This window comes from Mesorhizobium sp. CA8 (assembly GCF_020164955.1).
Classification (GTDB): Bacteria; Pseudomonadota; Alphaproteobacteria; order Rhizobiales; family Rhizobiaceae; genus Mesorhizobium.
The window spans coordinates 86788-105717 of sequence record NZ_JAIUHG010000017.1 but is presented as its reverse complement, the minus strand read 5'-3'; the positions used below and the strand labels follow the sequence as shown (position 1 = coordinate 105717).

At 64.1% G+C, this 18930-nt stretch carries 14 protein-coding genes; 9 read left to right on the top strand and 5 right to left on the bottom strand.

What is annotated here, in order from left to right:
• The first annotated feature begins 100 nt into the window (after window positions 1-100).
• Entirely contained in the window at window positions 101-841 is a 741-nt protein-coding gene (locus tag LB553_RS19120) for an HAD family hydrolase (protein ID WP_412033358.1), read from the top strand.
• Between the two features lie 12 nt (window positions 842-853).
• Here the strand turns inward: LB553_RS19120 and LB553_RS19115 are convergent, their stop codons facing one another.
• Window positions 854-1180: a response regulator gene (locus LB553_RS19115; RefSeq protein WP_412033359.1), complete on the bottom strand. Its 327-nt coding sequence runs from the start codon at window positions 1178-1180 to the stop codon at window positions 854-856.
• A 7-nt stretch (window positions 1181-1187) separates the two neighbouring features.
• Between LB553_RS19115 and LB553_RS30705 the strand changes: the two genes are divergently transcribed.
• Window positions 1188-1391 carry a hypothetical protein gene (locus LB553_RS30705; protein ID WP_224515828.1) on the top strand — a complete coding sequence of 68 codons (204 nt, stop codon included), beginning with the start codon at window positions 1188-1190 and terminating at the stop codon, window positions 1389-1391.
• Window positions 1392-1528: 137 nt separating this feature from the next.
• Here LB553_RS30705 and LB553_RS19105 read toward each other — a convergent pair whose 3' ends face one another.
• A complete protein-coding gene (locus LB553_RS19105) occupies window positions 1529-1771 on the bottom strand; it encodes a hypothetical protein (RefSeq protein WP_027168360.1) in 243 nt (80 codons plus the stop codon).
• Window positions 1772-1825: 54 nt separating this feature from the next.
• On the bottom strand, window positions 1826-3115 hold the full coding sequence (gene aceA / locus LB553_RS19100) for an isocitrate lyase (protein WP_224515785.1): 1290 nt from the start codon (window positions 3113-3115) through the stop codon (window positions 1826-1828).
• Window positions 3116-3367: 252 nt separating this feature from the next.
• Between aceA and LB553_RS19095 the strand changes: the two genes are divergently transcribed.
• The 6 genes from LB553_RS19095 (at window position 3368) to LB553_RS19070 (ending at window position 10361) form a co-directional block, all read left to right on the top strand.
• Entirely contained in the window at window positions 3368-4810 is a 1443-nt protein-coding gene (locus tag LB553_RS19095) for a helix-turn-helix domain-containing protein (RefSeq protein ID WP_224515783.1), read from the top strand.
• Window positions 4811-4947: 137 nt separating this feature from the next.
• Window positions 4948-5913 (top strand): DMT family transporter, encoded by a 966-nt coding sequence (locus tag LB553_RS19090; RefSeq protein WP_224515781.1) that lies wholly within the window; start codon window positions 4948-4950, stop codon window positions 5911-5913.
• Window positions 5914-6251: 338 nt separating this feature from the next.
• Window positions 6252-7349, top strand: a complete 1098-nt coding sequence (locus LB553_RS19085) for a polyamine ABC transporter substrate-binding protein (protein WP_140839470.1) — start codon at window positions 6252-6254, stop codon at window positions 7347-7349.
• A gap of 82 nt (window positions 7350-7431) precedes the next feature.
• Window positions 7432-8571 carry an ABC transporter ATP-binding protein gene (locus LB553_RS19080; RefSeq protein ID WP_224515778.1) on the top strand — a complete coding sequence of 380 codons (1140 nt, stop codon included), beginning with the start codon at window positions 7432-7434 and terminating at the stop codon, window positions 8569-8571.
• A gap of 9 nt (window positions 8572-8580) precedes the next feature.
• Window positions 8581-9546 carry an ABC transporter permease subunit gene (locus LB553_RS19075; protein ID WP_224515776.1) on the top strand — a complete coding sequence of 322 codons (966 nt, stop codon included), beginning with the start codon at window positions 8581-8583 and terminating at the stop codon, window positions 9544-9546.
• Complete coding sequence (locus LB553_RS19070) at window positions 9543-10361, top strand: ABC transporter permease (protein WP_224515774.1); 819 nt, start codon at window positions 9543-9545, stop codon at window positions 10359-10361. Before LB553_RS19075 ends, LB553_RS19070 begins: the two co-directional genes overlap by 4 nt.
• A gap of 26 nt (window positions 10362-10387) precedes the next feature.
• Here LB553_RS19070 and LB553_RS19065 read toward each other — a convergent pair whose 3' ends face one another.
• Window positions 10388-12268, bottom strand: a complete 1881-nt coding sequence (locus LB553_RS19065) for an AsmA-like C-terminal region-containing protein (RefSeq protein ID WP_224515772.1) — start codon at window positions 12266-12268, stop codon at window positions 10388-10390.
• Between the two features lie 265 nt (window positions 12269-12533).
• Here LB553_RS19065 and LB553_RS19060 point away from each other — a divergent pair, with 265 nt between their 5' ends.
• Window positions 12534-14492, top strand: coding sequence for an acetoacetate--CoA ligase (locus LB553_RS19060; RefSeq protein ID WP_224515771.1), 1959 nt, complete (start codon window positions 12534-12536; stop codon window positions 14490-14492).
• 247 nt (window positions 14493-14739) lie between these two features.
• Here LB553_RS19060 and LB553_RS19055 read toward each other — a convergent pair whose 3' ends face one another.
• Window positions 14740-18708: a PAS domain S-box protein gene (locus tag LB553_RS19055; RefSeq protein ID WP_224515770.1), complete on the bottom strand. Its 3969-nt coding sequence runs from the start codon at window positions 18706-18708 to the stop codon at window positions 14740-14742.
• Between the last annotated feature and the right edge of the window lie 222 nt (window positions 18709-18930).

Below are 18930 nucleotides of genomic sequence, written 5' to 3'. Positions count from 1 at the left end.
ACTATAGCCGGGCGCCACGGCGGAAGGGAAGGGGAGGCGCCAGGTGCACGTCCGTCTTCAGGCTGGCGGCGGGCCGTAACAACGGCTAAACCGGCCGTCCATGAAGAACGGTTCGCATATGCCCGCCTCTCACCTGACGACGATAGGCTTCGATGCCGACGACACGCTGTGGCAGAACGAGCAGTTCTTCCGCATGACCGAACAGCGCTTTATCGCCATGCTTACCGAGCACGGCGACGCAAGCCGGATTTCCGCGAACCTGCTTGAAGCTGCAAAGCGCAATCTCGGTATCTACGGATTCGGCATCAAGAGCTTCACGCTCTCGATGATCGAGACGGCGATCGAGGTTACCGAAGGCCGTGTTCCGGCCTCGACCATCGCGGAAATCCTGACGGTCGGGCGCGACATGCTCAGCCATCCGATCGAGCCGCTGCCGCATGCGCGTGAGACGGTCGAGAAGCTCGCCGGCAGCTATCGCCTGGTGCTGATCACCAAGGGTGACCTCATGGACCAGGAGCGCAAGCTGGCGCAATCGGGATTGGGCGAGCTTTTCAACGCCGTCGAGATCGTCAGCGACAAGAGCGCCGCTACCTATGCCCGCATCTTCAGCCGCCATGGCGACGGACCGCAAAAGAGCATGATGGTCGGCAACTCATTGAAGTCGGATGTCATCCCTGCCATCGATGCTGGCGCCTGGGGCATCTATGTCCCGCATGAATTGACCTGGGCGGCCGAGCATGCCGAGGCGCCTGTCGCGGCGCCGCGTTTCCGCCAGATCGCCGACTTGAGCGAACTGCCGGCGCTGATCGAACGCATCGCCTCGGCGTTTGACCGAATTTAGCGAGCCGCCGCCTTAGCCGCGCCCGACCAGGCGATCGACCACCGGTTGCAGCCTCTCGGGCGTGATCGGCTTGGCGACCACCGCATCGACCACGCTCGACAGGCCAAGGCTCTCCGGCGTGCCATTCCTGGTTGAAAGTAGGATCACCGCCGGCAACGGCTTGCCGGAGGCGCGCCGCAGCGCGTCGATTGCCGACATCAGCCGGTCGCAATCCTTGTTGTCTGGCCCGCCGTCCAGGATGACGGCGCAGGGCAACTGGCCGGTGAGCGTCTTCTCGGCGGTTTCGGGCGTTTCCGAGATCGGTTTCAGTCCCGATTTCTCGACGATTTTGGATACCACCACCCGGTTGATCGACGATTTTCCGACGACGAGCACCTTGGAAAAATTCGCCGCGATCGCGCCGGCCCGGGCTGCCGGTTTCGGATGTTTTTCGGAATGGTCGTCACTGTCGGCGGGACACATCGGCGGGCAGGCACTCTGGTTCAATGCAGGGTTGAAACCTGAGGCACAATTGGGTGAGATCGCGGCCGGTGTCAAGCTGAAACGGTAGAGGTCGAAAATATAGCAAGAAATTCCGGAATTCAGCGCAAGTCCTACCTCTTGGCGACGAACGCAAATCGAAAAAATGCGATAGTCTCCCCAACGTATAGCGCGCGGGAGACTATCGCCGAAACTACTGACGTTACGTCAAGTATGACTCTGCTGGGTAACGATCACCGGGATCAAAAGATCTCCCCAGTTGCCGTCGCCGCCATGGTGCCTCGCCGAACGCACCAACTCCACCGAGACGCCGGCCTCGACTGCCTTCATGACCGACTGGTTGAGCCTGTGCAGATCGTTGGCGAGCATGCGGATCGTCGCCTGCTGGTCGACGCTCATCGCGCTCGATTGCTCTTCTGCCCTTTCCTTCACGCGGCTTATCGATGCCATCGCTCTTCTCCTCGATGTAGATGCCCTGCGGGCGTTTCCTCTGGTTGTTATCCGTTACTCGGCCGCCGGCCTGAACTGGGCGTGCTCGGTCGATTCATGCATGGCGGTGGTCGACGACTGGCCGCCGGTGATCGCCATCGACACGGCGTCGAAATAGCCGGTACCGACCTCGCGCTGGTGCTTGGTCGCGGTATAGCCGTGGGCCTCGGCCGCGAACTCGGCCTCCTGCAGTTCCGAATAGGCGGCCATCTGGCGATCCTTGTAGCCGCGCGCCAGCTCGAACATGCCGAAGTTCAACTGGTGGAAGCCGGCGAGCGTGATGAACTGGAACTTGTAGCCCATCGCACCGAGCTCCTTCTGGAACTTCGCGATCGTCGCGTCGTCGAGGTTCTTCTTCCAGTTGAAGGACGGCGAACAATTGTAGGCGAGCAGCTTGCCCGGATGGTGCCTGTGCACGCCTTCGGCGAATTTCCTGGCCTGCGCCAGGTCCGGCTTCGAGGTCTCGCACCAGATCAGGTCGGCATGCGGCGCATAGGCCACGGCGCGCGCGATGCAAGACTCGATGCCGTTCCGAACATTGTAGAAGCCCTCGACCGTGCGGCCGGCGTCGTAGTCGACGAAGGGCCGGTCGCGCTCGTCGATATCGGAGGTCAACAGCTTCGCCGCCTCGGCGTCCGTGCGCGCCACGACCAACGTCGGCGTACCCATCACGTCGGCCGCAAGGCGCGCCGCGTTGAGGTTGCGGATATGCGCCGCCGTCGGGATCAGCACCTTACCGCCGAGATGGCCGCACTTCTTTTCCGACGCCAGCTGGTCCTCATAGTGGACACCGGCGGCGCCGGCCTCGATGAAGGCCTTCATGATCTCGAAGGCGTTGAGCGGGCCGCCGAAGCCGGCTTCCGCGTCGGCCACGATCGGCGCGAACCAGGTCTCGACCGACAGCCCGTCGCCTTCGGATGTCTCGATCTGGTCAGCGCGCTGCAAGGTGCGATTGATGCGCTTTACGAGTTCCGGCGCTGCATTGGCCGGGTAAAGCGACTGGTCCGGATACATCGCCGAGGCGGTGTTGGCATCCGCGGCGACCTGCCAGCCGGAGAGATAGATCGCCTTCAGCCCGGCCCGAACCTGCTGCATGGCCTGGTTTCCCGACATGGCACCCAGCGCGTTGACGAAATCCTCCTCGTGGATGAGCTTCCACAACCGGTTTGCACCCATCTCGGCCAGCGTCTGGCGAATCTGCACGGAGCCGCGCAACCGCTTCACATCCTCCGGCAAGTAGGGGCGCTCGATGCCGTCGAAACGGCCTTCCGGCGCGGAGGGGACGAGGTTGTAAAAATCGGTCATTGGTCACTCCGGATCGTTTGGGAACTGCGTCAGCGCTGCATCGCAAAAGCATGTTCTGCGACGCCTGCGTATGACATCCTTTACATTGCAGCGCGAAAGGTAACCTAGAAAAACCGCAAGATGCCACGGAAAATAAAGGAAAATCTGTGTTGCCATTGACAAGTCAGCTATGTAAATTTGTCACGATTGTAAAAGCGGCGAAGCGAGCGCCGGACTCGATGTTAATGTAAATTCTTGTCAAGGATGGCAGCGATGGCCGACCAGAAGATCTTCGCCGGGCCGCGGCTGCGCCGGCTGCGCAACGCCAGGAGCCTGACCCAGACGGCGATGGCCGAAGGGCTGGGCATCTCGCCTTCCTATCTCAACCTGATCGAGCGCAACCAGCGACCGCTGACGGTGCAGCTCATCCTCAAGCTTGCCTCCGTCTACAAGGTCGATCCGCACGAACTGCAGGGTGAGACAAAAGGCTCGATCGCGGCATTGCGCGAGGCCTTCAGCGATCCGCTTCTTGCTGGCGAGCTGCCCGGCGATCAGGAACTGATCGACCTTGCCGAGACGGCGCCGAATGCTTCGGCGGCGATGGTGAAGCTCTTTCGCGCCTATCGCGAGCAGGCCGAGCGCTTGTCCGATCTCAACCAGCTTCTGGCCAAGGAGGGCAGGGCAACCGCGCTGTCCGGCGCGCGCCTGCCTGCCGACGAAGTCCACGAAGTGTTCGAGCGCCGGCCGAACCACTTCGCTTCTCTGGAGGAGGAGGCGGAGGCTTTCACATCGGTCCTCGAGCCCGGCGACGACCTGTCCGGCGCGCTGAAGGCCTGGCTGAGGCGTGAGCACGGCATCGTCGTCAAGGTCTTGCCGGTCGCCACCATGCCCAACTGGCGCCGCCGTTATGACCGCCATTCGCAGCGTCTGTTCCTGTCCGAGCGGCTGTCGCCTTTCGACCAGCTGCGCGAAGTCGCCATGGAGGCGAGCCTCATGCGCATGTCGGTGGCCATCGCGGGCGAGATCCAGGCGCTGAAGCTCGGCACCGACGAGGCGCGCCGGCTCGCCCGCTTCGAGCTCGGCCGCTACGCCGCCCATGCGCTGATGATGCCCTATCAGGCTTTCCATGCCGCCGCCCTTCGCGCCCGCTACGATATCGACGTCTTGCGTTCCCGTTTCGGCGTTTCTTTCGAGCAGGCGGCCAACCGGCTGACCATGCTGCAGCGGCAGAGTGCGTCGGGAGTGCCGTTCTTCATGCTGGAAGTCGACAATGCCGGCAACCGCTTCCGCAAAGCCGGCAGCCAGGGCTATCCGCAGAGCCGCTTCGGGGGCGGCTGCCCCAAGCTTCCCATCCATGCGGCCTTCTCGCAGCCGGGTCAAATCCTGGTCGAGGCGGTGGAAATGCCCGATGGTGCCGAGTTCCTTTGCATCGCCCGCACGCTGGAAGGCCCGCAGGGCGCTTTCTCCGAGCGGCCGCGTCGCACCGCGCTCCTGCTCGGCTGCGACATCGGCTTCCGCGACGAGATCGTCTATGGCGCGGCGCTGCCGGTCGGAGCCACCGGCAAATCCGGGCAAGGCTCCGCCACGCCGGTAGGCCCCGCCTGCAGGCTTTGCGAGCGGGTCGGCTGTCTCGCGCGCGCCGAGCCGCCGGTGACGCGCCCGCTCGGGCTCGACGAGATGGTGACGGGTCTCAGCGCCTTCGATTTCCAGGGATGACAGCGCCTTATGTGCGCCAAGCTTCGCCGGACGTTGGATCACGCCGGTTTTACGCCTTTGCGCTACGCGATTGAGACGCAGTTCTTTGTCGTCCTTGGTGCATCGTGTCGAACGCAAGTCGCTGACAGTCATCCGCCATGACCAATACCGCCCCGTCCCCCGTCGCCCCGTCCTCCACCGCCTTGCCGGCCGTCTCTCCGCGCGAGGAGCGGATCGGGATGCTCCTGGTCTTCCTTTCGGCGCTGATGTGGAGTTTCGGCGGCACCATCGCCCGTTTCATCCATATCGGCGACAGCTGGACCGTGGTGTTCTGGCGTTCGCTATGGGCCGTGGCCTTTCTCATCGCATTCATGGTTTGGCGCGACGGTTGGCGCGGCACCTTGAACCTCTTTCGGCACATGGGCCTGCCCGGCCTCGGCGTCGCCTTCTGCTTCGCCACCGCCTCGACCAGCTTCGTGGTGGCGCTTGCCTACACGACGGTCGCCAACATCCTCCTGATGCAGGCCGGCGTGCCGCTGCTTGCGGCCCTCCTTGCCTGGTTGCTGTTTCGCGAACGGGTCGCTCTGGCCACCTGGATCGCGATTGCCGCCGTCATCGTCGGCGTCGCCATCATGGTCTCCGAATCCCTGGGCGGCGCCGTCTCGCCGATCGGCGATGGCCTAGCGCTGCTGATCGCGGTGATGTTTTCGCTGGCGACCGTGATCACCCGGCGCTTTGCCCATGTGCGCATGGTGCCGGCCACCTGTCTCGGCGCGCTGCTTGCCAGTGCGTTCGCCGCTTCCCAGGCCTCGGCATTCGCGGTCTCGGCGCGGGATATGGGCTTCCTCTTCGCCTTTGGCGTCATCAACCTTGGCGTCGGCCTCGCCTTTTTCGCCATGGGCGCGCGGCTGGTGCCGGCGGCGATCGCGGCGCTGCTCGGCACTTTCGAGCCGATCCTTGGGCCGATCTGGGTCTGGCTTGTCCATTCCGAAGTGCCGTCGATGCGCACCATCATCGGTGGCACGGTCGTGGTCACGGCGCTGCTGATCCATATAGGCCTGGAGTTCAAGCGCCAGACGCGGCCGACACGTCCCGGCGTCACCGGCCTGCCGTCGCCCAATTGACGACAGGCAGCCTTCCCCCATTGACAACCCAGTTGCCGGGCGGGCAGGCTGCATTTACGGCAACAACAAGACAGGCGTATCTTGCCAAGTGTCTCCGCCGGCCCGCTCGGGACCGGACTGCATCGTCATAGCTCTCAATACGCCACGGTGAATGCCGTTGACGCCGCCCGGGTGCCTCGCCGGGGAGGCCAAAATGTCTCGAACTCTGATGCCGTTACCGGGCCTTGCGTGGAGAGTTCACGCTTGTCGCTCTCCAGAAAGCTCAATACCCTCAAACCAAAGCCGCCCCGCCATATCGCGACGAGCCGGCAAGGGAACACTCACCAAAGGAGAACACCATGATCCGCAAAGCGCTTTGGCTTTCGGCGACGTCGGCATTTCTGACGCTTTTCACAATAAGCGGCCACGCCGAAGACCGCGTCGTCAACGTCTACAACTGGTCGGACTATATCGACAGCTCGATCATCGACGACTTCACCAAGAAGACGGGCATCAAGGTCGTTTATGACACCTTTGATTCCAACGAGATCCTGGAGACGAAACTGCTTGCCGGCGGCAGCGGTTATGACGTCGTCGTGCCGAGCGCCAACTTCCTGGCGCGCCAGATCCAGGCAGGCGTGTTCCAGAAGCTCGACAAGTCAAAGCTGCCCAACATCTCCAACATGTGGGACGTCATTTCCGAGCGTACCGCCAAATACGATCCGGGCAACGAATATTCGGTCAACTACATGTGGGGCACGGTCGGCCTCGGCTATAACGTCAAGAAGGTGCAGGCCGCGCTCGGCACCGACAAGATCGACAGCTGGGACGTCTTCTTCAATCCGGACAAGCTGGCCAAGCTGAAGGATTGCGGCGTCTATGTGCTGGACTCTCCCACCGACGTCATTCCGGCGGCGCTTAAATATCTCGGCCTCGACCCCAACAGCACCTCGCCCGATGACATTTCCAAGGCCGAGGAGGCGTTGCTGAAGGTGCGGCCCTATGTCCGCAAGTTCCATTCGTCCGAATATATCAACGCCTTGGCCAACGGTGACATCTGCCTGGCGATCGGCTGGTCGGGCGACGTCTTCCAGGCGCGCAACCGCGCCGTGGAAGCCAAGCAGGGCGTCGAGATCGGCTATTCGGTGCCCAAGGAAGGCGCCGAGATGTGGTTCGACCAGATGGCGATCCCCGCGGATGCGCCGCATGTCGCCGACGCGCTCGAATTCATCAACTACATGATGACGCCCGAAGTCATCGCCAAATCGTCGAATTACGTGCTCTACGCCAACGGCAACAAAGCCTCGCAGCAATTCGTCGATAAGGCGATCCTGGAAGATCCTTCGGTCTATCCGGACGAAGAGACGATGAAGAAGCTGTATACGATTGCGCCATACGATCCCAAGACACAGCGCATCATCACGCGCACCTGGACCAAAATCGTCACCGGCCAGTGAGCATTGTGACACGACCCCGGCAGCCAACTGCCGGGGTCGCTTTCTTTTGGGGATTTTCTAAGAAAGTAACGGAGTGGGGATCATGAAATCGCTTGGCAGCATCCGCAGGGATTTCGCGCCATGGAACGATCCGAATGCCAAGCCATATATCCAGTTCGACAAGGTCACCAAGAAGTTCGGTGATTTCATCGCCGTCAACAATCTGTCGCTGACCATCTTCGAGCGTGAATTCTTCGCCCTGCTCGGCGCTTCGGGCTGCGGAAAGTCGACCCTGCTCAGGATGCTCGCCGGCTTCGAGGAGCCGTCCGCGGGGCGCATCCTGCTCGACGGGCAGGACCTGCGCGGCATTCCGCCCTACAAGCGGCCGGTCAACATGATGTTCCAGTCCTACGCGCTGTTCCCGCATATGACGGTGGAGAAGAACATCGCCTTCGGCCTGAAGCAGGAAGGCATGCCCGGACCGGATATCGAAAAACGCGTTGCCGAGATGCTGAAGCTCGTCAAGCTCGAGCAGTTCGCCAAGCGCAAGCCGCACCAGCTCTCGGGCGGCCAGCGCCAGCGCGTGGCGCTTGCCCGCTCGGTCGCCAAGCGGCCCAAGGTTCTGCTGCTCGACGAACCGCTCGGCGCTTTGGACAAGAAGCTGCGCGAGGAAACCCAGTTCGAACTGATGGACCTGCAGCAGGAACTCGGCCTCACCTTCGTCGTCGTCACCCACGACCAGGAGGAGGCCATGACCATGGCCGACCGCATCGCCATCATGGACAAGGGCGAGGTGATGCAGGTCGCGACGCCTGCCGAGATTTACGAGGCGCCGACCTCGCGCTTCGTGGCGCATTTCGTCGGCAATGTGAACATGTTTGAAGGCAAGATTGCCGAGCGCACGGCAAGCACGACCCGCATCACCGGTGCGACCGGAGCGCAGATCGTCGTCGACAATGGCGGCGCCGCCGCTGCCGGTTCCGACATCATCTTCGCGATCCGGCCGGAGAAGATCAGGGTTTCCTCGAAAAAGCCAACCGATGCCGTCAACGCGCTCGAAGGCGAGGTCTATGACGTCGCCTATCTCGGCGACATGACCGTCTATCATATCAAGCTCGACGACGGGCAGATGGTGCGGGCGAGCGCATTGAACGCCTCGCGGATCACCGAGGATCCGCTCACCTGGAACGACCGCGCCTGGGTCTCCTTCCGGCCGGACGCCGGCGTCGTTTTGACGAGGTAAAAGCGGGTCATGACCAACATCGCCGCCACCGCATCCTCGTCGACCGAAACCGCCGCAGCCCCGCCGACGACATTGGCGAAGGGCTTCGTCAACCGCCTCGTCATCATCATTCCCTATCTCTGGCTGCTGTTCTTCTTTCTCGTTCCCTTCATCATCGTCTTCAAGATTTCGCTGTCGCAGACCGCGATTTCGATGCCGCCCTACACGCCCGTGCTCGACTTCAAGGACGGCGTCGCCGGGTTCTTCGTCGGCTTCCGCGAGCTCAACTTCGACAACTACACCTGGCTCACCCAGGATGCGCTCTACTTCAACGCCTATGTGACGAGCCTGATCATCGCGGGAATCTCGACGGTACTCACGCTGATCGTCGGCTATCCGATCGCCTATGGCATGGCCCGAGCGCCGGCCACGATCCGCCCGACCTTGCTGATGCTGGTGATCCTGCCTTTCTGGACCTCCTTCCTGATCCGCGTCTATGCCTGGATCGGCATCCTGAAGCCCGAAGGGCTGCTCAACCAGGTTCTGCTCGCCACCGGCCTGATCAGCCAGCCGCTGGTCATTCTCAACACCTACACCGCGATCTTCATCGGCATCGTCTATTCCTACCTGCCCTTCATGGTGCTGCCGCTCTATTCCTCGCTGGAGAAGATGGACTACTCGCTGATCGAGGCTGCGCAGGACCTCGGCTGCCCGCCAACCGGCGCCTTCTGGAAGATCACCTTCCCGCTGTCGCTGCCCGGTGTCGTCGCCGGCTGCCTGCTGGTGTTCATCCCGGCCGTCGGCGAGTTCGTCATCCCCGACCTTCTCGGCGGCTCGCAGACGCTGATGATCGGCAAGACGCTCTGGAACGAGTTCTTCTCGAACCGCGACTGGCCGGTGTCGTCGGCGGTGGCCGTCATCCTGCTTCTGGTGCTGACCATTCCGATCATGTTCTTCCAGCAGGCGCAGGCGAAGGCACAGGAGCAGGGCAGATGAACTCGACCTGGAGCCGCTTCAACATCACCTCGATCGTGCTGGGCTTTGCCTTCCTCTATCTGCCGATCGTGCTTCTGATCGTCTTTTCCTTCAACGAATCCAAGCTCGTCACCGTGTGGGGCGGCTTCTCGACCAAATGGTACGTGTCGCTGTTCCACAACCAGGGCCTGATGGACGCGACCTGGGTGACCGCGCGCGTCGGCGTCATCTCGGCAACGGTCGCAACCGTGCTCGGCACGCTCGCCGCCATCACGCTGACGCGCTACACGCGCTTTAAGGGGCGGGTGCTCTTCTCGGGCATGGTCTTCGCGCCGCTGGTCATGCCGGAAGTCATCACCGGCCTCTCGCTGCTCTTGCTCTTCGTCGCGGTCGGGCTCGACCGCGGCTTCGTCACAGTGACGCTCGCCCATATCACCTTCACCATGTGCTTCGTCGCCGTCGTCGTGCAGTCGCGACTGGTGACGTTCGACCGCTCGCTGGAAGAGGCGGCGATGGACCTCGGCGCGCCGCCGGTGAAGACCTTCTTCCAGATCACCTTGCCGGTGATCCTGCCGGCGATCATCTCCGGCTGGATGCTGGCTTTCACGCTCTCGCTGGACGATCTGGTGATCGCGAGCTTCACCTCGGGTCCCGGCGCCACCACCCTGCCGATGAAGATCTACAGCCAGGTGCGTCTCGGCGTGACCCCGGAAATCAACGCCGCCTGCACCATCCTGATCGCGGTGGTGGCGATCGGCGTCATCATCGCATCGATAGCTAACAAGCGCCGCGAGATCCAACGGCAGCTCGACGAACAGGCCGCGCAGCGCGGTTGAGCGACGGGGGGCGGGCGCCCCCCCATTTACTGGCCTGAAACGCCGGGCGCGATCGGCGAGATGAACGGCGCGCTCCAGTTGCCGCCGACGAAGAACAGCGACTGGTTCGGCGGAGGGGGAGGCGGACTGGCCGCCTGGCCGTTGGCCTGTTGGGTCTGCTGCGCCGGCTGTACGCTGGGCACCACTCCGCCCGAGAGCGCCAGCCCGCGTCCGACATAGGAGGCAATGCCGGACAGCCAGATCTTGTATTTCTGGGCATTGATCTCGGCCTTGTCCAGGCGCGCCATGCCCTTCGAAATGCTCGCCTTGATCTCGGCCCCGTCGATCGGCAGCGAACCGTTGGCGACGTCGTCAAGCGCAAAGAAGCCGCCTTGCTGGTTGCGCTTGAGGAAGGCCGGCAGGTCGAGCCCTTTGAGCATGCCCGGCCCGAACGTCGCCGAGAACGATCCGTCGGCATTCTCGAAGATGGAATTCCAGGCCTTGCCCGGCCCCTTGAGGATGACCGATACCGTGCCCGTGCCGGCCGGCACCAGCCGCGTCATTCCGGCTGCCATGGCGAAGGCTCCCGTATCCACATCCGACGCCAGGAGCCGCATCTCGACCTGCGTGCCTTCCGGCTTGCGGTCGAAGCGCAGGCTGCTCTGGATGGTGCCGTTGAAAGCCGACGCGTCGGATATGTCGAACACGGCAAGGCCGTTCTTGACCTGCGCTGTGGCAGCGACGTCGGCAAGTTGGACTGTTCCTACAGTGGCATGGGCCGCCGACAGCCTGAGGTCGAGGTTGATGCGGTCGGCGAAGCTGGTGTCGATGTCGCCGGGGCCGTCCTGGCCCGCGGGCGCGACAGGCGTGAAAGCCGACAGGAACGATCTCAGATCCAGCGTATCGAAGGCGAGCGTGCCGGCAATCACCGGGCGCCCCTCGGCAAAGGAGAAGTCCAGCGCTCCCATGCCCGGATTGTTGTTGAGCGTGACCGTGGTGTTCTCGAATTTCGCGCGCCCCGACGAGGCGTTCACCTTGCTGCTGACCGAGACGGCGCCGATCGCGGCACCCGGCGCGATGCCGGCCTGCGACCACTCCAGCACGCGCCGCAGCGACGGCGCGGCGAACTTCGCCTGGCCGTCCAGATAGGCGTTTTCCGACATCGAGGCCGTTCCGTCGAAGGAGAATGTCGCGGGCGCCGCCTTGAAGGAGAGCGTGACGGGAGCTGCCCCTCCGGCGAAAAGCACCAGCGGTTTCGCCGAGGAGCAATCGAGCTGCACGCTTTCGCCGCGCCAGATCCCGGTCGCGGTCAGCGATGCATCGCTGTTCATCGCTTCCCAATTGACCTGGCCGTTCAGGCTGCTCAGGATTTCGGCCTCCTTGCCGTCAACCGAAGTCACCACGCGGCCATCGCGGAATTCGACGGTGCCGAACGGATCAGACGGCAATTTGCCGAGATCCGGCTTCTGCGGGTTGGCGGTGACGACACCGCGCGCGGTGTCGATCGAGCGCGTGATGCGCCCACCGGTCGGAAGCGGCGGCAGATAAAAGCCGCTCGCCGTGCGCTGCACCCTGATCGTCGGGCGCACAAGCCTTGCGGTCGAGAAGGCGACGTTGCCCTGCAAGGCCGCCATGGCGGAGAGATCGACTTCCACGCGGTCGGCCTCGACCACGGGCGGCGTTTCGGTCTCGGTCCACTGCGATAGCGTCACGTCGCTGAGGATCGCCCGGAATTTCGGCCACACCTCGATGCGCGGCGAGCCATCGATCGTGACCCTGAAGCCGCTCCAGGCACTCAACTCCCAGGCGATGCGGTCGCGCACGATGCGGGTCGAGGCAATCAGCGGCAGCGCCGCGACCGCGAGCGCGATGACGAGCACGGCAACGCCGATCGCCCACACCCCGCGCCGGATCAGAGATGATCGCATTTCGCCCCGTATGCTTTCGTTGCCGACAAATCGCCCGACGGGTGTAACCGAGCGCCGACGCTTTTCAAGTCTTTATGGCCTTGCGATGGCATTTGCGCAGTGACAGCCATGGGGCGCTCGAACAAAATCTTGCTCTGCTGCGCTGCAATAGGCATAAGCGGGCTGCACGATCCCGATCCGCAATCGCGCGCCGTTTCTGGGACGATGGCACAGGCGACGATGAGCTTAACTGGCTCGAACGCGACGCGCTTTGGGAGGAGCGATGATGGCCGCCGACACACCTTTGTGGACCCCGACGCAGGAGCGCATCGACGCAGCGCCCCTAACCGCGTTCATGAAGGCCGCGGAAGCGAAGGCTGCGCTTTCCTTCTCCTCCTATGCCGACCTCCATCGCTGGTCGATCGACAATCGCGAAGCCTTCTGGAGCCTGGTCTGGGATTTCTGCGGGCTTGTCGGCGACAAGGGCGAGCGGCACCTCGTCGACGGCGAGCGGATGCCCGGCGCCAGCTTCTTCCTCGACGCGAGGCTCAATTTCGCCGAGAATCTTTTGCACAAGACCGGCGGTGGGCCGGCCATCGTCTTTCGCGGCGAGGACAAGGTCGAGCGGCGGCTTTCCTGGAACGAGCTCCACGCGCTGACCTCGCGGCTGCAGCAGCTCTTCCTGTCACTCGGCGTCAAGGCCGGCGACCGCGTCGCCGCCATGATGCCGAATATGCCCGAAACCATCGCCGCGATGCTGGCGGCAAGCGCGATCGGCGCTGTCTGGTCGTCGTGCTCTCCCGATTTCGGCGAGCAGGGTGTGCTCGACCGCTTCGGCCAGATCGAGCCGGTCGTCTTCATCGTGCCCGACGGCTATTGGTATAATGGCAAGGCGATCGAGGTGGCCGACAAGGTCCGCGCGGTCGCGGCCAAGCTTGGCACGCTGCGCAAGGTGCTGATCGTCGACTATCTCGGCACCTCTCAGGACGTCGCGGCCACGATCGACAAGGCGACCGCGCTCAACGATGCGCTCTCGCCCTTTGCCGTAAAGACCGTCAGCTTCGAGCGGCTGCCCTTCGCGCATCCGCTCTACATCCTGTTTTCCTCGGGCACGACCGGCATCCCGAAATGCATCGTGCATTCGGCAGGCGGCACGCTGATCCAGCACGTCAAGGAGCACCGGCTGCATGCCGGCCTGCTCGACGGCGATCGCCTGTTCTATTTCACCACCTGCGGCTGGATGATGTGGAACTGGCTGGTCTCGGGCCTGGCCTCCGGCGCGACGCTGCTGCTCTATGACGGCTCGCCTTTCTACCCCGACGGCAATGCGCTGTTCGATTTCGCCGATGCCGAGAAGATGACCTATTTCGGCACCTCGGCCAAATTCATCGATTCTGTGCGCAAGGCCGGCCTGAGGCCGATCGCGAGCCACGATCTGTCGAGCGTGCGCACCATCTCCTCCACCGGCTCGCCGCTGTCGCCGGAGGATTTCCGCTTCGTCTATGACGGCATCAAGAAGGACGTGCATCTGGCCTCGATCTCGGGCGGCACCGACATCGTCTCCTGCTTCGTGCTCGGCGTGCCGACCGAGCCGGTCTGGACCGGCGAAATCCAGGGCCCTGGCCTTGGGCTGGCGGTCGACGTCTGGGATGATGACGGCAAGCCTATCCGGCAGGAGAAGGGCGAGCTGGTCTGCACCAAGGCCTTCCCGTCGATGCCGATCGGCTTCTGGAACGATCCCGAAGGCAAGAAGTATCACGCGGCCTATTTCGAGCGTTTCGATAATGTCTGGTGCCATGGCGACTTCGCCGAATGGACAGAACATGGCGGCATGATCATCCACGGCCGCTCCGACGCCACGCTCAATCCGGGCGGGGTCCGGATCGGCACGGCCGAAATCTACAACCAGGTCGAGCAGATGCCGGAAATTATCGAGGCGCTCTGCATCGGCCAGGATTTCGACAATGATGTCCGTGTCGTGCTGTTCGTGCGGCTGGCCGCAGGCGTTGCCCTGGACGAGGATCTGGAAAAGCGCATCCGTGCCAGGATCCGCTCCGGCGCCAGCCCGCGCCATGTGCCGGCCAGGATCGTCGCCGTCACCGACATCCCGCGCACAAAGTCCGGCAAGATCACCGAGCTCGCGGTCCGCGACGTGGTTCACGGCCGCATGGTCAAGAACAAGGAAGCGCTCGCCAATCCCGAGGCGCTGGAGCTGTTCCGCGACCTGCCGCAATTGGCAAGCTGACCGATGTGGTTAACGAAATCTGCCCGGCGAATTTACCTAGATTTCACGGGTGGTACACATTCGTAAATTTTTTCGCGGCCCGGTAAGGAGTTGTTAAGGGACGACCCTGATAGTCGCGGGTAACTTGAGGGAGAAATCCCGTTCCTCATCCCCTGAGGTTCAGCTCAAGCCCCCGTTGTGACAGCATCCCATTTCTCAAGGCGTCCCCCAGGACGCCTTTTTCTTTGGCCGAACGCTTCCTGCGAAGTTATTCGGCGAGCACGCGCGTCGAGGGGAAGCCGACCTCGACCAGGGTTCCTTCGCCTGGCGTCGAGGTGATGGCGAAGCGGGCGCGGTTCGCCTCCACCATGGCCTTGGTGAGGGGCAGGCCAAGGCCGGTGCCGTCGCCGCGTCCGCGCTTCAACGCATTGATCTGCTTGAATGGCTTCAGCGCCTGCTCGATCTCGGCCTGGGTCATGCCGATGCCGGTGTCGCGCACGCGCATGACGACATCGCCGGAGGCTTCGTAAGCGGTCGAGACGATCACCTGGCCACCGGCCTGGGTGTAGCGGATGGCGTTGGACAGGATGTTGAGGGCGATCTGGCGCACGCTTCTCAGATCCGCCACCACTTCCGGCAGCCGCGAGGCAAAGCTGGAGCGGATGATGACGCGTTCGCGATTGGCCTGCGGCTGCATCATCGCCACCGTCTCCGCCAGCGTATCGTTGAGCGACACCGCTTCGTAATCCATCTCCTGCTGGCCGGCCTCGATCTTGGAGATGTCGAGCAGGTCGTTGACGAGATCGAGCACATGATTGCCCGAGCGGTTGATGTCGCGCAGATAGTCGCGGTAGCGGTCGTTGGTGATCGGACCGAATTTCTCGTCCACCATCAGCTCGGAAAAGCCGATGATGGCGTTGAGCGGGGTGCGGATCTCGTGGCTGATGCGGGCCAGGAAATCCGTCTTCTGCGAGGAGGCGCGCTCGGCCACCGCGCGTGCCTGCGTCAGGTCTTCCTCGGCCCGCTTCCATTGCGTGATGTCGCGCACCACGGCGCAGAAGCCGCTGTCGTTGGGCAGCCGGCCGATGGTCATGAACAGTGGGATGAAACGCCCCTGCGCCTCGCGGCCGATGACTTCGCGGCCGTCATTCAAGACGCTCGCAACGCCCGGCTCCGAAAGCCCGGCGAGATAGTCGCGCGCCGCGCGCTGGCTTTCTATGGCAAACAGCGAGGCGAAGGGCTTGCCCGCGACCTCGTCGCTGTCGAAACCGAACAGCGCTTCCGCCGGCCGGCTGATCGAGCGGATGTTGCCGTCGCGGCCGATCAGCACGACGCCGTCCGTAGCGGTGTCGATGATGGTGCGCATCTCGGCGATGCGCGATTTCAGTTCCGGCACGTCCGGCTGCAGCGCCGGTTCGTCATTGGCGGCGGTGAAATGCGTCGCGTCGTCCTCGCCGGAGCGCCGCACCACCAGCATCAGCGCCTTGCCGCCGCGCCACGGCACCGAGCGCAGCAGCGCGTCGATCGGGAATTCCATGCCCTGGCGGGTCTTGAGCTTCAGCGAGTGGTCGCTTTCGTCGGTCGCGGTGTCCTCGGCATAGGGATCGGCAAAGAGCGCGCCCAGGCCCCCCGCATCCGCGAGCTCGTCCAGCGCGTCGTAGCCGGTGAGTTCGAGGAAGGCGTCATTGGCATAATGCAGCACGTCGCCTGAATGGATGAGCAGCGGGACCGGCAGCCTGGCGAGGATGGATGTATCGGGGGCCTTGGCTTCCTCTCCGGTCGAAAACGCGGACGGCACAAAACCCGATACTTTGAGCGGCGGCACGTCGAGGCGCGGCCGCGCCGGCACCTCTTTCGGCTGTTCTTCCGCGGCCTTGGCGGCATCCGGGTCGGAGCCCGCCCAATCCTCATTCTCCTGCGCATCGCGGAAATCGTCGGCGGTCATGCTGTCGTCGGCCGTAGCCTCAGGGGCGGACTGCCCGGTAGCGACCAGCTGCGCGGCGGCCGGCTGCTGCGGCTCCACGGCAGCCTGCCGGGCGTCCTCTGCCTGTTCGGGCTGGGAAACCGGCGCGCCTCCAATTTTCTCGGCGGATTTCTCCTCATCGGCATAGTCGAGCAGCGACCCGGAACCGGCCGAGGTCCCGGTCTGGCCGGCGGCGCCCGTCTCGGCGGCATCATCGATGCCGTCGAGCCGCGCCAGGTCTTCCTGGTCTTCCGCCTCGGTCTGCGCCTCCGCGGTCTCCGCGTCGGCCTTCGCGTCGTCGGCTTGCGATGCGGACGCCGGGCTTGCTTCCGGCGCGGAATCGTCGCGCTCCGACACATCAGGGGCAAGCGGCTGGTTTGCGTCGGCCCTCGCTTCGTTGGCCGGTTTCTTCACGGCCGCCGTGTCCCCGCCGGCGGCTGCCGTATCGGGCCGCTTGTCGGCTTCCGGGGCATTCGGCTCGGCAGGCGTGGAACTGTCCCTGCGCAAGCGTTCACCGATCTCGCGGAAGGCACTGCGCTCGAGGACCGACAGGCTCCGCTGATTTGCCGGCGTGTCGCTTCCCGGCTGCTTGTCGTTGGCCGGATGGCGATGCTCGGCCAGCCTTATCACCTTGTCGGCGAAGCGCCGCTCCGGCTTCGGCACGATGCTCAGCGCCGGCACTTCGCCCTGGAACGGATCTTCGGGCTTCGGCTGTTCCGGCGGCGTCCGCTCCGCCGGCTGCTCGGCTGGCGGTTCGGTCCCGCCGGAGGCGGCCTCAGTCGGGCCGGCATTCGGCACCAAAGCCATCCCAAGCGCTTCGGGATCGACCACGGCGTCAGCGCTGCGCGCGACGCCGAAACCGCGAAAACCTTCGAAGGCGCGGCTGCGGCCATAGACGGGCAGCGCCGCCAGATCGACGGGGATCTTCAGACCGGTTCCGGCCACCGGCCACAGCACCGAGCGGCCGGACCAGGTATCGCGCCGGTCGAGCAGGCCGGCGATCTCGCCCGAGGCGTCGAGACCGAAAGTGGCGGCGACATCCCTGAAGCGGCGGCCGATCACATCGGCGGCAGGCTGGCCGACGACATCGGCGAATTCCGGCGACAGCGCGCTGAACCTGCCTTCGGCGTCGGTGCGCCAGACGAAGCGCAGCGGCGGCGCGGAGCGGTCGATTTCGCGGGGCGGGGTCAGCCGGGCTGATTTGGCGGTTCCGCCTCCGCCGGCTTCGGCGCCATCCTGTCCTTGGCCTTCCGCCGTGGCAGCGCCTTCCGGTTCGTCCTTCGCCGGCGCTGCCGGTTGAGCATGCCCGGCGCCGTCCTCGCCGGCATTGAAATACCAATGGTCGTGCTGGCCGGCGCCTGCGTCGGCGGGCTCCCGGCTGTAGTCAGCGGCGTCGGCCTGACGGCCAGGCTGAATGGGCCGCTGCTCGGCCAAGCTACGGCTTTCAGCGTCCGGCCGTGCGTCTGGGGCCGGTTCGGCCTTTTCACCGGCCGCCGCGGCCGGCACAGGGCTGTCTGGGGCGGACTGGGACTCGGGCGCAGCCTTTAGATCGCTGGTCTGATCGCCCTGGTCGGTGGTCGATCGATCTGCTTGGTCGCTATCCGAGTCGTCGAGCTGGTCCTCGTCAATCACCACCAGCAGATGGCGCGTGTCGGTGAGCCGCGCAAAACCGGCCGGGTAGGCGGTGTCGGCGCCAGGCACGAGGCGCTTGACGACGCGGTCGCCGCTGCTTGCCACGTCCGCAACCAGGGCCGCCAGCGTCCGCGGCTCGATGCCGAGCGCCGCGAAGCCGTCCGAGGCTGCTTCGACCTCGCCTTGCGCGTCGACGAAGGCAATGAAATGCCCGGCCTCGGTGAAACCGCCGATGGCGCGGCCGGCGATCTCGCCGGCGCTCCGCGAGCTCGTCTGCGCCGCCGGTACCGCGAGCAGGATTGCCTTCTCGCCGTCCGGCATCGTTACGGCGCTGGCCAGGAAGCCGACGGCGCGGCTCACCATTCCTGTGGCCAGCCTCACCGTAATGGCGCGGTCGCTGCCGATATCCGGAAAACCGCTGGTCGCCATGATCTGCCGCCGGGCGACCAGCGGCAGCTGCGCCGACGTGCCGATGATGGCTTCGATATCCGGATAACCGAATACCGACGCCCCCGGACCGTTCGCCCAGATCACCTGTTCGAGGTCGGCCGAAAAAATGGCCAAGGCGTCGCCCGCGGCAAAGCGCTGGCGCACCGCGTCGAGCACGGCGACGTCGAGGAAGGAGTAGTTTTCAGGCGGCATGCGCTGGCCGACCCTCCGGAGCGGGCATTTTCAGTTAACGCTTTGTTAATAAAAGCCCGTGGCCTTGAGGTCCACAAGCCTGGGCTTGCATCGGTCGAAATCTCTGGGCTCGTGGTTAACGGCCCTTACGGCTGACGTATGGGAAGATTTTTATGGTGCACTGCAACAAAGATGTTGCAACGCACAAAGAAACCGTTATATTGCCACCATACATGAACGAGA